Source organism: Salipiger sp. D13 (genome assembly GCF_003703915.1).
Classification (GTDB): Bacteria; Pseudomonadota; Alphaproteobacteria; order Rhodobacterales; family Rhodobacteraceae; genus Salipiger; species Salipiger profundus.
The window spans coordinates 138491-152721 of record NZ_ML112595.1; the positions used below are offsets into that span (position 1 = coordinate 138491).

The following is a 14231-nucleotide window of genomic DNA, read 5'->3' on the forward strand; positions in this document are numbered from 1 at the left end:
TGGCACCGCCCCCGGCCCGCCGCCTTGATCCCGGTCAACCGGAGCGGCGCCGCCCGATCACACCACCGCGAGATGCCCGCTGCCGCGCAGCGCCTCCATCGGCCAGGGGGCAAGGCGCCCGTCCCTGCGGAAGCTGGCCGAGACGCGACCGGCGTTGGCGGCATGGGTCGAGAGGCTGACCTCGCTGCCGTCGAAATCGGTGAACCCGAGGGCGAGTGCGCCGCCGTGCCGCTCGAGCCGGTGCCGCAGAACCTGGCAGGCCAGCGCCTCGCCGAGCCGCAGGTCGCGGTGGTTCTCGGCCTGGAACCAGCCGCCCGCGACCGACCGGGCAAGCGCGATGTCGGCGGCGAGCCGGTCGGCCTCGGCGGCGACGTCGACGCCGCTGCAGCCCGCGCCCACCATCCGCAACCGACGGTGCGGGCGCGAGTCGAACAGTGCCTTCAGCAGCGTCGAGAGCGCGCCCGCGATGACTGCCTGTGCCGCGCAATCCGCCCGGTGCGCGGACGCGACCTCCTTCATGGCCGGCAGAAGGAGCACGGGGCCCGTCCGGGTCTCGCGCCCCTGCACGCGGTTGAGCCGGTCGACCCAGTGCAGCAGCTGCGGCGCCCGCGCCGAGAGTTCCTCGGCGGCGGCCCGGTGCGCAGCGTCATCCGCGCCCTTAGCATCGCCCGAGACCAGCGCGGTCAACCGCGCGGCAGAGACCCCGGGCCGGCTGAGCCGGTCGGCGCGCCCCTGCATCCGCATCGCGGCGGAAAAGCCCAGCTCGGCGGTCTCGGCCATCAGCGACAGGATCGCCTGCGCCGAAAGGGTCTCGGCCGCGCCCGCCGCCCGAAGGCCCGGATCGAGAGGCGCCCCCCGTGCCAGCAGACGCAGCGTGGCGTTGTAGTAGATCCGGCAGGGATGGCTTTCCCGCACGCGCGCCACGAGGTCGCGCGGCGTGGCAAGCCCGGGCCGGAACGCGGCCTCCTGCCCCGGCGGGACCAGTGCCGCGCCCGAGCAGCGCTGCACCCAGTCGAGCCACTGCGACATCGGCGCGTCGGCCGGCGGGGCGGCGCAGGGTTCGGGATCGTTCGCGGCATGCGCGTCGGCATCGTGAAAGGCCGAGAGCCTCGGCTGCGGCCCGCCGCTCCGGGCAACCACGCCGCGAAACAGCGTGCGCAGGGTGAGCTGCCCATCGTGGTTGCGGCGCAGCCCCCGGCGGTGCTCGGCCTCGGCGCTGCCCCTTGTGGCGCTGAACGACCCGGCGGGCAAAGGCAGTGCCGGCGCATCGAACCAGCTGAGGCTACGCAGTTCGCACAACAACTCATGCAGGGTGAACCGGGTGCCGGCCTCGATCCAGATCTCGCAATGCGGATCGCCCATCACCGGGAACGGCAGGTCGCGCACCAGCGACAGCGCGTAGAGTTCGGCAAGCTCGGCGGCCAGTTCCTCGGGCCCCATGCGCGGCGCGGGCGGCAGCATTAGCTCTACGCTCCGGGGAGTCTCGGCGGTGAGCCCACCATCGATCACGCGAAAGCGCGGGGCATGTGTATCACTCGGTACGGGCATCGCTGCGTTCCCTGTCCTGACAATCGTCTCGCGCCGCTTCACCGGGCGCTTATGTTGACCAAAGGTAAACGCAACCTGCGCATGCCCCGTGATCGCAGCGTGAACGCGGCGCAAAATCTGCGTGACCGCCACAAGTTTTCACTGATCTGCACAGGGCGAACGCGGCCCGTTTCCGTGAACACCGCGCAAATCCTGGCTCTCTCGGGCCGCAGTCGCTTGACCGTTGCGTCAACCACGGCTTTGCTGGCCGCATAGTTTCAAGACCTTTTGCAAGGAGCCCGCCATGGCGCTGATCTGGACCGACGCCGAAGCGTCCGATTTCCGCGACCCCTACATCGATTTCTCGTGGGAGTTGCGGCAGCGCCGCGAGCCCCCGGTCGGGAATGCCGTATTCGAGCCGATCTTCGTGCGACTGAAGACGCCGGGCCGCACGGCCCGGCAAACGCTGCTCGGGCTGGTAAAGGACGAGCGCGCCCCGTTGCTCATGGAGCCGTTCGAGCAGGCGGTGCTGGCGCGGCGCTGTGCCGCCACGGATCCCGACGCTGGGCTTCCCGACGAATACGCCCTCTACCGCGCCCTCGGCACGCCCGACGCGGAGCATGCCGCGCTCTTCGACGTTCTCGACACCGGCACGCCCGTCGCGCTCGATCCCTCGGGCATCCCCGACACCGATGCCCTGCCCGGCCCGGCGGCCCTGGAGGCAGGCACACCCGCGCAACCCATCGTCGCCATCGTCGACGACGGCATCGGCTTTCTCAACGCGCGGTTCCGCAAGGGCACGCACAGCCGCTTCCACGCGGTCTGGCTTCAGGCCCTCGAACGCCGCGAAGCCGGAAGCCGCCGCGCCTGCCTTGGCGAGGTGCTGACCCGCGAGGAGATCGACACGCTCTTGCAGGCCGGGCCCGCGCTCAACGAAGCCGCGGTCTACGCCGATCAGAATGCCCGGCTGGCACGCCACGACGCGCGGCGCTCGACCGATCACGGCACCAGCCACGGCACCCATATGCTCGACCTCGCCGCCGGAGCCGATCCCGACGACGCCCGCGACCCTGCCCGCGACTGGCCGCTGCTCGCGGTCCAGCTGCCGCCGCAGGCGGTGGCCGACACCTCGGGGACCAGGTTCGAGAGCTACGTCGTGCAGGCGATGCGCTGGATCCTGCGGCAGGCCGAGGCCATAGATCCGCGCGCGCCGGTCATCGTCAACCTGTCGCTGGGGATGCTCGCCGGACCCAAGGACGGCTCGCGCTTCGCCAGCTACCAGCTCGCCCGCGAGGCGGCGGAATGGGAGCGCGTGAAGAAACAGCCGGTGCGGGTGGTCTGGTCCTTCGGCAACGACTACCGCAAGCGGCTGGTGGCCGGGCTCGACTTCGCCATCGTGCGCGACGAAGACGATGACACGCAGGCGGTCGACTGGAGGATCCAGCCGGGCGACCAGACCGAGAGCTTTCTCGAGCTGCGCGCCGCCCCGGGCCAAAGCCTCGACGGGCTGGCACTGTCGCTCGAGACGCCGGCGGGGCTTGCCTCGGGGTTCGTTCAGGTGGCGCCGGGCGAGACGCGCAGCCTCATGCGGGGCGACAAGGCAGTGGCGCGGATCTACCACGTGCCGGAGCGAAGGCTCGATTCCGAAACCGTGCAGCGCGCGCACTACCTTCTGGCCATCGGCCCGACCGACTCCCGCCACCGCGAACCGCTGGCACCGGCGGGCCGCTGGCGCCTGCACTGCCGCTACGAGACGCGCGCGCGGCTGAACCTCGTGCTGCAGATCCAGCGCGACGACAGCCTGAGCGGTTACCGGGCGCGGGCCCGGCAAAGCTACTTCGACGACCCCGGCGCGCACGACTGGAGCGCCGGTTATCTCGACTACTCCGCCCTTTCGTCGCCGGGCGCCATCCGCCACGCCGGAAGCCACAACGCGCTGGCCTCGTCGACCGCGCGGCAGGTGTTTCTGGTCGGCGCCGCGCGATGCAGCCGTGAAGACGACGACCTGCCCCCCGCCGACTACACCGGCGAAGGCGCACACTGGTCGGTCGAGGGCCCGACCGTCGCCACCGTCGCCGATCGCAGCCGCATTCGGGCCGGGGTGCTGGCCAGCGGCACACTGAGCGGCAGCAGCCGCGCGCTCAACGGTACGAGCGCCGCCGCGGGGCGCCTGACCCGGGCACTCGCGCTCTCTGCCACGACGCTCAAGGCCAATGCCACCAGCCCGCATGTGGCGGATCTGGCCAGCCCGGCTCTTGCGCTGCATGAGGTGCCGCGCGACCGGCGGTCCCGGCTGGGCGACTACGTCGTGGAGCCATCGACCTGACGGGAGGCGCAAAATGGGCCCGGAGCCACGCGGCCCCGGGTCCAGGATCCCTTTCCCTGCATCCCTTTCCCTGCGCGGATCGCCTCAGGCCTCGGTCTTCGCCTCGGCCCACATCGCGCGCAGCCACGCCGGCACCGCCTCGGGGTCGATGTCGATCTCGGTCTCGGTGATCGCGCCCGCCGGGTCGATCTCGGCATCGAGGAGCGACAGGTTGAAGTCACCGGCGTAGTCGGCGCCGTGGTAGCTGCGCGCGGTGGTCTTGTCGCGGCCCTCGAGCAGGTTGACCAGCGCCTCGGCAAGCGTCACCCCGAGCACCGCCCCCGCCATGCTGTCGGTCGGGAAATGCACGCCCGCCACGGTGCGGTTGATGGCGATGCGCTCGGCATGCCGGTAGAGCGGGGTCTGCGCCGCCAGCAGCTCGCGCGGCGCGAAGGGCGCAGGCTCAGCCCAGTCGGTGTCCTGGAACAGGAATGAGAGCAGCGTGGCACCGGCAAAGCTTTCGGTGGCGTGCCCGCTCGGCCAGGCGCCGTGACCGGGGGTCTGGATGATCGGCTGCACCTCGTAGGCAAAGGTGATCGGGCGCGGCACGTCGAAGCCCAGCTTGATCGGCATCTCGACATGGGTGCAGAGCCGGAAGATCGCCTGAGTCAGCGCCAGCGACCATTTCGTCGCCCCCGAGGACATGTAGCTGACCCCGGCAAAGAACGACTGGATGTTGCTCGTCTCGACCCGGATCTCGGTCAGCCGGTCGCCGCGCAGGTCCGCCGCCGCGCGCAGGTAGGGCAGCTGGTGGTCGCGCAGCACCGACATCTTCGGGCGCTCGAGCGTCACCAGCGGCGTGCCCTGCAAGGTCAGCGCTCCGGTGACGTTCGGCGCATCGCTGCGATCGAAGCTGACGCCGAACAGGCCCTGGATCGCCTGGTCCATCACCGCCCGGCGCGGCACCGTGTCGAGCCGCTTCACCGCCAGCCAGGCCTCGCGCCCCTCGACCCGGTTCACGTCGCGCGAGGGCTTGCCGTCCCAGTAACCGAGCGTGCCGTCGCGCGCCCGGCCAAGCGCAGAGCTCAGCGCGCCGGATCCGCCGCCGCCCTCGTGGCCCTCGTGACCTTCGTGCCCCTCATGGCCTTCGTGTCCCTCGTGACCTTCATGGCCCTCGTGGCCTTCATGTCCGTAAATCGGCATCTGCAATCTCCCCGGGCGGACAGCCCCAAAATAGTCAAAGCGACGAATTTCACGTCAAAGTGGCGGAATACTGCCCAACCGACGCAACGCGCGAAAGGAAATTCCATCGCGATTCACGCAAGTTTCACGATCGTTGCCGCCTTCGGGGCACAATGCTAGGCTCCGGCCTGAAGCATTCCCCGAGACGGACACCTGCATGAGCGAAACCGCGTTGCCGATCCGCATATCGGTTCTTGGCCCGCTGCACGCCGAGGGCGGCAACGGCAGCGTGCTCACGCCCAAGGGGGCGAAGAACCAGGCGCTGCTCGCCCTGCTCGCGCTTGCGCCCGAGATGACGCGCCCGCGCCGCTGGCTCGAGGACAAGCTCTGGAGCCAGTTCGGCCCGGAGCAGGCCAGCGCCAACCTGAGGCAGGCGCTGAGCAAGCTGCGCGGCGCGCTGGGCCCATTTGCCGACATCCTTCAGGCCGACCGCGCCTCGGTCGCGCTGGACCGGGCCCGCGTGCGCGTCGATCTGATCGAGGACGGCCCGCCGCTCGATGCGCGCGTCGAGCTTCTGGAGGGGCTGGACGCCCGCGACCCGGAGTTCGAGGAATGGCTGCGGATGGAGCGCGCCGACCTGCAGGCGCGGATCGCCCGCGCCGCCCCGCGCGAGGCCAAGGGCATTCTCATCAGCTGCAGCACCGCCTCGCACGGCGCCACGACCGACGAAAGCGACCTGATGGCCGAGATCCTCGCCAACCAGATCGGCGAGAACATCGGCGAGCAGATCCGCGCGTGGCGGCAGGCCAATGACCCGGACTTTCCGGCCGAGCTGCCGCCCGCCGACCTGTCGGTGACCTGCGACATCCTCGCATCCGAGGGCGGGCACACGGTCTTCGTGAAGGGCATACACCTGCCGAGCGGGCGGATCCTTTATTCCAAGCTGCAGAAGGTGCGCCATCTCGAGGACGTGCTGACCTCGGAACAGCAGGTCGCCAAGCTGGTGTTCGAGGCCGCGGACTGCATCATCGGCAAGCTGCCGCAGGTGCTCGACAGTGCCCGGCCCGAAAGCCGCGCGACGGCGCTGTCGCGGCTCAGCATGTACCGGATGTTCAGCTTCGAGCGCGACGCCCTGCGCGAGGCCTACACGCTGCTGCGGCAGGCGCACGAGCTGGACGGCAACGGCATCTACCTCGCCTGGAGCAGCATGGTGCGGATGATCCAGTTGATGGAGCTGCTCGAGGACGACCGCGACGCGCTGCGCGAAGAGGCCATCGCGCTCAACTATCGCGCCATCGAGGACTCCGAGGACAATCCGCTGGTGCACGCGCTCATCAGCAAGGTGCGCGGCACCGCGCAGCGCGATGCCTACGGCGCCTTCGACCTTGCCGAGACGGCGGTGGACCGCAACCCCGCCTCGGCCTTCGCGTGGAAATCGCTTGCCGAGGCGCACATGATGAAGGGGGATCTTGCCGCAGCCTTCGATGCCTCCGCACGGGGCCGGGCGATCGCCCGCAACTCGCCCTTCCGGCAGTGGTGGGACATGGGGCACTGCATCATCGCCATCGCCTGCAACCGCGCACAGGAGGCGATCGAGGCCGGCGAGGCCGCCGCGCGCTCGGCCCCACTGTCACGTCCGGCGCACCGGCACCTGCTCGCGCTCTACGCGCTCGACGGCCAGCTCGACAAGGCGCAGGCGACGGCGGTGAAGCTCGCCAAGATCGAGCCGGGATTCACCCTCGACCAGATCGTCAACGACGAGAGTTACCCGGTGCGCACGCTGAGACGGAACGGCCTTCTCGAACCGATCCGCGCCCTGCTTTAGATTTTCACTGAAATGGAATGGGCGCGCCCCGCTCAGGAGGCGCGCTTGCGCTCGCTCTTGTCCGTATCGAGCGCACCCACGGTCAGAACCGGCGAGGCGTCGATGTCGCGCGCGTCAAGCATCGTGGCAACGCGTTCGAGCGATGACAGAAGCTGTGCCTGCTCCCAGTCCTCGAGCTGTTCGAACTCGCGCACGAAGCGCTGCTGAAGCGCGTCCGGTGCGCGGCTGAGCGTCTCGAGGCCGCGCGGCGTGAGTGTCACGTTGATCTGCCGCCGGTCCCGCTCGGAGGGGACGCGACTGACCATGCTGTCCTTGACGAGCTTGTCGACCAGCCCCGTGATCGTGGCCTGGCTCACGCCCATCTGGGTCGCGAGCGCCTTGGGGGTCGCGCTGCCGCCTTTCATCTGTACGATCTGCATCACGCGCAGCTTTGCCGGCGTGACGCCCGCGGCACTGGCGAGGTCGCGTTCATAGAGCTCGGTGGCCCGCAATATGCGGCGCAATGCGATCAAGCTTTCATCCGTTCGATCCATCGGACCCCTGCCCTTTCATAGCTGGCGAATGGCCCTTGGTTGCATGAATCGGTCAAATCCTTCAAGTATCGAAGCATCGACCGGGTTTGTTTCGTGTCACTAAGGATATCCCCGGACAGAAATTTTTCAAGCCCTTCGAATTTTTCCAGTAATATCAGTATAAAGCGGCCAATGGTGACGTTTTTCCGCCGAAAATACTTTATCACTTGAAACTTTTCCGCGGCATCCCTAGTTTATCTTCCAAAGCGAAAGAGAGGGACCACCCGATGCCGAAAGACAGCTTCACGCCCCGCAAACAGGATGCACTCGTGCTCCGTAAGCCTGAGTCGACCGATGGCGCCGCCATCTGGGAGCTCGTGCGCGCGTGCAAGCCGCTCGACGAAAACTCCATGTACTGCAACATCGTGCAGGCCGAGCACTTCCGCGACACCTGTGTCGTGGCCGAGCTCGATGGCGATGTCGTGGGCTGGATTTCGGGTCACATGATCCCCGGACAGGAGGCCTTCTTCGTGTGGCAGGTCGCCGTGAGCTCCAAGGCGCGCGGTCTTGGTCTCGGTCGCAAGATGCTGACGCATCTGGTGAACCGCGACGAGTGCGCCGACGCCAAGGAACTCAAGACGACGATCACCGAGGACAACGATGCTTCCTGGGGTCTCTTCCGCAGCTTCGCCCGCAATATCGGCGGCGAGCTGACCGATGAACCCCATTACGTCAAGGACATTCACTTCGACGGGCAGCACGACACCGAGCACATGGTGACGATCTCGCTGCCCCGGGAAGAGGCCGAAGTGCTGCGCGCCGCTTGAGGTGCGCCCGCCCGGCCCTACTTCCTGACGAACATCAGACGAAAGGACGTCTCATGAATCCCGATATCTACACGCGCCGCGAAAGCGAAGCGCGCTCCTACTGCCGTAGCTTTCCGACCAGCTTCGTGAAGGCCAGCGGCTCGATCCTCACGGACGAGAAGGGCACCGACTACATCGACTTTCTCGCCGGTTGCTCGTCGCTGAACTACGGTCACAACGACCCCGACATGAAGGCGGCGCTCATCGAGCACATCTCGAACGATGGCGTCACCCATGGTCTCGACATGCACACCGAGCAGAAAGAGGCCTTCCTGACCGCGTTCGAGGACATCATCCTCAAGCCGCGCGGCATGGACCACAAGGTGATGATGGTCGGCCCGACCGGCACCAACGCCGTCGAAGCCGCCATGAAGCTGGCGCGCAAGACGACCGGCCGCCATAACATCGTGGCCTTCACCAACGGCTTCCACGGCATGACCATGGGCGCACTCGCCGCGACCGGCAATGCCGGCAAGCGGAACGGTGGCGCGATGCCGCTACAAGGTGTCACCCACCTTCCCTACGACGGCGCGATGGGCCCGGACGTGAACACGCTCGACCAGATCGAGTTCATGCTCGAGAACCCGTCCTCGGGCCTCGACGCTCCGGCCGCGTTCCTCGTCGAGCCGGTCCAGGGCGAAGGCGGCCTGAACGCCGCATCCGCCGAATGGCTGCGTGGCATCGCGGCGCTCGCCAAGAAGAACGGCGCGCTGCTGATCCTCGACGACATCCAGGCAGGGATCGGCCGCACCGGCACCTTCTTCTCCTTCGAGGAGATGGGCATCGAGCCCGACATGGTGCCGATGGCCAAGTCGCTCTCGGGCATGGGCCTGCCGTTCGCGGCGCTGCTGCTCAAGCCGGAGCTCGACGTCTGGAAGCCGGCCGAGCACAACGGCACCTTCCGCGGCAACACCCATGCCTTCGTCACCGCCCGCGTGGCGCTCGAGAAGTTCTGGAAGGACGACTCGTTCCAGACCGAGCTCAAGTCGAAGGCCCGCACCATCGAAATGGGCCTGACCTCGATCGCCGACATGGTCGACGGTGCCCGTCTCAAGGGCCGTGGCCTGATGCGCGGTGTCGACGTCGGCTCGGGCGACCTTGCCGAGAAGATCTGTGCCGAAGCGTTCAAGCGTGGCCTCATCATCGAGACCTCGGGCGCGCACGACGAAGTGGTCAAGGTGCTCGCACCGCTGACCACCACGGAAGAGCAGTTCGAGAAGGGCTTCGAGATCCTTCGCGACGCCACCCGTGCCGCCCTGACCGAGAACAACCAGATTGCAGCGGAGTAAATCATCATGATCGTTCGCGACTTCAACGAACTCAAGAAAACCGACAAGCACGTGGCCGACGCGCAGTGGACCTCCACCCGGATGCTGCTGGCCGACGATGGCATGGGCTTCTCGTTCCACATCACCATCCTCGAGGCGGGCTCGGAGCACACGTTCCACTACAAGCACCACTTCGAGAGCGTCTACTGCATGGCCGGCAAGGGCTCGATCACCGACCTTGCCACCGGCGAGACGCACGAGATCAAGCCGGGCGTGATGTATGCGCTGAACCTGCACGACAAGCACACGCTGCGTGCCGAGGAAGACCTGCACATGGCCTGCTGCTTCAACCCGCCGGTCACCGGCAAGGAGGTGCACCGCGAAGACGGCTCCTACGCCCCGGCCGAGGAGGTGGCGTAAGCCATGGCCCAGCACACGGTTGAAAAGATCGGCGGGACGTCGATGTCCCGCGTCAACGAACTGCGCGACGAGCTGCTGATCGGTGACCGCAAGGGCGATGATCTCTACGGCCGCATCTTCGTGGTCTCCGCCTTCGGCGGCATCACCAACCTGCTGCTCGAGCACAAGAAGACCGGCGAGCCTGGCGTCTACGGCCAGTTCGCCGCGTCCGACAACAGCCACGGGTGGCACGATGCGCTGAACCGCGTCGGCGATGCGATGATCGAAGCGCACAAGGAGGTGCTCGACCACGACGGCGACGTGCAGCTGGCGACGGATTTCGTCCGCACCCGCATCGACGGGGCCCGCAACTGCCTGATCGATCTGGCGCGCGTGTGCTCCTACGGCCACTTCCGCCTGTCCGAGCACATGCTGCAGACCCGTGAACTGCTCTCCGGTCTCGGCGAGGCGCATTCGGCCTTCGTCACCGTGCTGATGCTTCAGCGCGCCGGCGTCGATGCCCGCCTCGTGGACCTCAGCGGCTGGCGCGGCGAAGGCGACGTGACCCTCGAGGAACGCATCCTCGGTGCCATGGAAGGCGTCGACCCGATGCGCGAGATGCCGATCGTCACCGGCTACGCCCAGTGCAAGGAAGGCCTGATGCGCGAGTTCGACCGCGGCTACTCCGAGGTCACCTTCTCGCATCTCGCTGCCCTTACCGGCGCGCGCGAAGCCATCATCCACAAGGAGTTCCACCTGTCCTCCGCCGACCCGAACCTCGTCGGTGCAGAGGCGGTGCGCAAGCTCGGCCGTACGAACTACGACGTGGCGGACCAGCTCTCCAACATGGGGATGGAGGCGATCCACCCGAAGGCCGCCAAGACGCTGCGCCAGGCCGACGTGCCGCTGCGCGTGACCAACGCCTTCGAGCCCGAGGACCCGGGCACGCTGATCGACGACAAGCCTGCCGAAAACCCGGCGGTCGAGATCGTCACCGGCCTCGACATCATCGCGCTGGAAGTGTTCGAACAGGACATGGTCGGCGTGAAGGGCTATGACGCCACGATCCTCGACGTGCTGACGCGTCACGACGTGCGCATCGTGTCCAAGGTGTCCAACGCCAACACGATCACGCACTACGTGGATGCCTCGCTCAGCACGATGCGCCGCGTGGAGAAGGATCTCGAGAAGCACTACCCCTCGGCGCAGATCACCTCGCGCACCCTGGCCATGGCCTCGGTCATCGGTCGCGACCTGAACGGACTGTCGGTCCTTCAGCGCGGGCTCGTGGCCATCGCCGATGGCGGCCTCGAGGCGATCGGTGCCACCCAGGGGCCGCGCAACGTGGACGTGCAGTTCATCCTCGAGCGCGACATCCTCAAGCCGGTCATCAAGGCGCTGCACAAGACCTTCATCGAGGACAGCAGCCCGGCCATTCAGAAAGCCGCCTGAGCCAGGCCCTTCTGACCGACACACCGCCCGCTCCGCACTCCGCGGGGCGGGCTTTTTCATGTCCAAGCCGCCGTTCCGTCCGGCCGCAGGCACCGGCGCGTTCTCGACGCCTCGCCCCCCTTGGCGCACTCGCCCGACACCCATGGCCGACGACGCGGCCGCCACGCCACATGACGAGCCACCGGCAGCACAAGCAACGCGCACGCCCGCAAGCCACCCATGTCGGGGTCGAACACGCACCAGAGTCCAAAGCGAGCCGCCGCCTACCAAGCTGAACGCCCCGGACACCGGCCCGCGCACCGCCGCTCCATCATCCGGCAACCCACTCCGCACCCGGCGCTGCCCGACCCCTTCTTCTCTTTCCAAATACCCTCGGGGGTGAATGCGGCGCAGCCGCAGAGGGGGCAGCGCCCCCTGCCCCGCGCGGCACGCGCGGAGACCATGCAAGGAAAAACCCCGCGCTGCCGGAAACGGCAGCGCGGGGCTCATAACGCCTATTCGGACGAAGCGGGGCGGCGCACCGCCCCGGTCCGGGGATCAGGCCGCCACGTCGAAGCGGTCCGCGTCCATCACCTTGGTCCAGGCGGCAACGAAGTCCTGCACGAACTTGCCGGCGTTGTCGTCCTGGGCGTAGACCTCGGCGTAGGCCCGCAGGATCGAGTTCGAGCCGAACACCAGGTCGACACGCGAAGCGGTGTATTTCACTTCGCCCGACTTGCGGTCGCGGATCTCGTAGGTGCCACCGGCAACCGGGACCCACTGGTAGCGCATGTCGGTCAGCACGTCGTAGAAGTCCGTGGTCAGCGCGCCCTTGCGGTCGGTGAACACGCCCAGCTCGCTGCCGCCGTGGTTGGTGCCCATGGCGCGCATGCCGCCGATCAGCACGGTCATCTCGCTCGCCGTGAGGCCCATGAGCTGCGCACGGTCGAGAAGCATCTCTTCCGGGCTCACCACGTAGTCTTCCTTCTGCCAGTTGCGGAAGCCGTCCGCGAGCGGCTCGAGCGGCTCGAAGCTCTCGGCGTCGGTCATCTCGTCGGTCGCGTCACCGCGGCCCGGCGTGAAGGGCACCTCGATGTCGAAGCCCGCGGCCTTCGCCGCCCGCTCGACCCCGAGGTTACCTGCCAGCACGATCACGTCGGCGATCGAGGCACCGGTCTCGGCCGCGATCGGCTCGAGCTTGGCGAGCACGGCAGACAGGCGCTCGGGCTCGTTGCCGGCCCAGTCCTTCTGCGGCGCAAGCCGGATGCGGGCACCGTTGGCACCGCCACGCATGTCCGAACCACGGTAGGTGCGCGCGCTGTCCCAAGCGGTCGAGACCATGTCCGAGAGCGACAGGCCGGCGTCGGCGATCTTCGCCTTGACGGCGGCGACGTCGTAGTCGGTCGAACCGGCGGGCACCGGGTCCTGCCAGACAAGGTCTTCCTGCGGCACATCGGGGCCGAAGTAACGCGCCTTGGGGCCCATGTCGCGATGCGTCAGCTTGAACCAGGCGCGGGCGAAGGCATCCTCGAAGTACTTCGGGTCGGCCATGAACTTCTGGCAGATCTCGTTGTAGACCGGGTCCACCTTCATCGCCATGTCGGCATCGGTCATGATCGGCATGACCTTGATCGAGGGGTCCTCGACGTCGACCGGCATGTCCTCTTCCTTGATGTCGACCGGCATCCACTGGAAGGCGCCGGCGGGCGACTTCTTCAGCTCCCACTCGTGGCCGAAGAGCATCTCGAACCAGCCCATGTCGAACTTCGTGGGCTCCTTGGTCCAGGCGCCCTCGATGCCCGACACCACGGTGTCGCGACCGACGCCACGGCCCTTGGTGTTCATCCAGCCGATGCCCTGGTACTCGGGGCCCGCCGCTTCAGGCTCGGGGCTGAGATCGTCGGCGCTGCCGTTGCCGTGGCACTTGCCGATGGTGTGGCCGCCGGCGGTCAGCGCCGCGGTCTCGACGTCGTCCATCGCCATGCGGGCGAAAGTCTCGCGCACCTGGTCGGCGGTCTTCTGCGGGTCGGGCTCGCCGTTCACGCCTTCGGGGTTCACGTAGATGAGACCCATCTGCACCGCCGCGAGCGGGTTCTCCATGGTCTCGGGCTTCGACACGTCGCCGTAGCGGGTGTCGGACGGCGCGAGCCATTCCTTCTCGGCGCCCCAGTAGGTGTCCTTCTCGGGGTGCCAGATGTCCTCGCGACCGAAGGCGAAGCCAAAGGTCTTCAGGCCGGCGACCTCGTAGGCGATGGTGCCCGACAGGATCATCAGGTCGGCCCAGGAGATCTTGTTGCCGTATTTCTTCTTGATCGGCCACAGCAGGCGGCGGCCCTTGTCGGTGTTGACGTTGTCCGGCCAGCTGTTCAGCGGCGCGAAGCGCTGGTTGCCGGTGCCGCCGCCACCGCGGCCGTCCGCCAGACGGTAGGAGCCCGCCGCGTGCCATGCGACGCGGGCGAACATGCCGACGTAGCTGCCCCAATCGGCGGGCCACCACTCCTGGCTGTCGTTCATCAGCTTGCGCAGATCGTCCTTCAGCGCTTCCACGTCGAGCTTCTCAAGCTCTTCACGATAGTTGAAGTCGGCGCCGTAGGGCTTCGTCTTGGCGTCCTGCTGGTGCAGGATGTCGAGGTTCAGCGCGTTCGGCCACCAGTCCATCACCGTGGTGCTGAGGGCGGTGAGACCGCCGTGCATGACCGGGCATTTGCCCCGGCTGCTTTCGTTGAGGTCGCCTTCGACCGTATGTCCGTCCATTTTGTCCTCCGGAAGTCCCTTGGTGTGCAATTTCCTGGCCCGGAGAGGCTGCCATCTCGTCTCCGACCGCCGCGTGGCAGCGGTCTGAAGCTCGGCACCTCTCCTTTCCTAGAATCGTTCTAGCAGCCCCGTGCGATAATGCCCAATTGCATTTTCTTACAC

General features: G+C 67.6%; 10 protein-coding genes. 6 read left to right on the forward strand and 4 right to left on the reverse strand.

Annotated elements, in window-relative coordinates:
• Window positions 1-57: 57 nt before the first annotated feature.
• Window positions 58-1461, reverse strand: a complete 1404-nt coding sequence (locus D6860_RS11455; RefSeq protein WP_093412137.1) for a bromoperoxidase — start codon at window positions 1459-1461, stop codon at window positions 58-60.
• 370 nt (window positions 1462-1831) lie between these two features.
• Here D6860_RS11455 and D6860_RS11460 point away from each other — a divergent pair, with 370 nt between their 5' ends.
• A complete protein-coding gene (locus D6860_RS11460; protein ID WP_076625149.1) occupies window positions 1832-3853 on the forward strand; it encodes a S8 family serine peptidase in 2022 nt (673 codons plus the stop codon).
• Window positions 3854-3937: 84 nt separating this feature from the next.
• Here D6860_RS11460 and D6860_RS11465 read toward each other — a convergent pair whose 3' ends face one another.
• Complete coding sequence (locus D6860_RS11465) at window positions 3938-5035, reverse strand: phosphatase PAP2 family protein (protein ID WP_017467928.1); 1098 nt, start codon at window positions 5033-5035, stop codon at window positions 3938-3940.
• 196 nt (window positions 5036-5231) lie between these two features.
• On the opposite strand from D6860_RS11465, the gene D6860_RS11470 reads away from it, so the two are divergent.
• Window positions 5232-6839, forward strand: coding sequence for a transcriptional regulator (locus D6860_RS11470; protein ID WP_076625150.1), 1608 nt, complete (start codon window positions 5232-5234; stop codon window positions 6837-6839).
• 32 nt (window positions 6840-6871) lie between these two features.
• On the opposite strand, the gene D6860_RS11475 is transcribed toward D6860_RS11470, so the two are convergent.
• Window positions 6872-7372 (reverse strand): MarR family winged helix-turn-helix transcriptional regulator, encoded by a 501-nt coding sequence (locus D6860_RS11475; protein ID WP_076625151.1) that lies wholly within the window; start codon window positions 7370-7372, stop codon window positions 6872-6874.
• Between the two features lie 266 nt (window positions 7373-7638).
• On the opposite strand from D6860_RS11475, the gene ectA reads away from it, so the two are divergent.
• The 4 genes from ectA to D6860_RS11495 are packed head-to-tail and all read left to right on the forward strand — an operon-like array spanning window position 7639 to window position 11336.
• Window positions 7639-8178 (forward strand): diaminobutyrate acetyltransferase, encoded by a 540-nt coding sequence (gene ectA / locus D6860_RS11480; protein WP_076625152.1) that lies wholly within the window; start codon window positions 7639-7641, stop codon window positions 8176-8178.
• Between the two features lie 53 nt (window positions 8179-8231).
• Window positions 8232-9506, forward strand: a complete 1275-nt coding sequence (gene ectB / locus D6860_RS11485; RefSeq protein ID WP_017467351.1) for a diaminobutyrate--2-oxoglutarate transaminase — start codon at window positions 8232-8234, stop codon at window positions 9504-9506.
• Between the two features lie 6 nt (window positions 9507-9512).
• Window positions 9513-9905 (forward strand): ectoine synthase, encoded by a 393-nt coding sequence (locus tag D6860_RS11490; RefSeq protein ID WP_017467352.1) that lies wholly within the window; start codon window positions 9513-9515, stop codon window positions 9903-9905.
• A gap of 3 nt (window positions 9906-9908) precedes the next feature.
• Window positions 9909-11336: an aspartate kinase gene (locus D6860_RS11495; protein WP_076625153.1), complete on the forward strand. Its 1428-nt coding sequence runs from the start codon at window positions 9909-9911 to the stop codon at window positions 11334-11336.
• A 537-nt stretch (window positions 11337-11873) separates the two neighbouring features.
• Here D6860_RS11495 and katG read toward each other — a convergent pair.
• Window positions 11874-14069: a catalase/peroxidase HPI gene (katG, locus tag D6860_RS11500; RefSeq protein WP_076625154.1), complete on the reverse strand. Its 2196-nt coding sequence runs from the start codon at window positions 14067-14069 to the stop codon at window positions 11874-11876.
• Window positions 14070-14231 lie beyond the last annotated feature (162 nt).

Bases quoted from the DNA above. Each gene is read 5' to 3' on its own strand.
- ectB (WP_017467351.1), top strand. From the start codon at position 8,232: ATGAATCCCGATATCTACACGCGCCGCGAAAGCGAAGCGCGCTCCTAC.
- D6860_RS11490 (WP_017467352.1), top strand. From the start codon at position 9,513: ATGATCGTTCGCGACTTCAACGAACTCAAGAAAACCGACAAGCACGTG.
- D6860_RS11470 (WP_076625150.1), top strand. From the start codon at position 5,232: ATGAGCGAAACCGCGTTGCCGATCCGCATATCGGTTCTTGGCCCGCTG.
- D6860_RS11460 (WP_076625149.1), top strand. From the start codon at position 1,832: ATGGCGCTGATCTGGACCGACGCCGAAGCGTCCGATTTCCGCGACCCC.
- ectA (WP_076625152.1), top strand. From the start codon at position 7,639: ATGCCGAAAGACAGCTTCACGCCCCGCAAACAGGATGCACTCGTGCTC.
- D6860_RS11495 (WP_076625153.1), top strand. From the start codon at position 9,909: ATGGCCCAGCACACGGTTGAAAAGATCGGCGGGACGTCGATGTCCCGC.
- D6860_RS11455 (WP_093412137.1), bottom strand. From the start codon at position 1,461: ATGCTGCCGCCCGCGCCGCGCATGGGGCCCGAGGAACTGGCCGCCGAG.
- D6860_RS11475 (WP_076625151.1), bottom strand. From the start codon at position 7,372: ATGGATCGAACGGATGAAAGCTTGATCGCATTGCGCCGCATATTGCGG.
- katG (WP_076625154.1), bottom strand. From the start codon at position 14,069: ATGGACGGACATACGGTCGAAGGCGACCTCAACGAAAGCAGCCGGGGC.
- D6860_RS11465 (WP_017467928.1), bottom strand. From the start codon at position 5,035: ATGCCGATTTACGGACATGAAGGCCACGAGGGCCATGAAGGTCACGAG.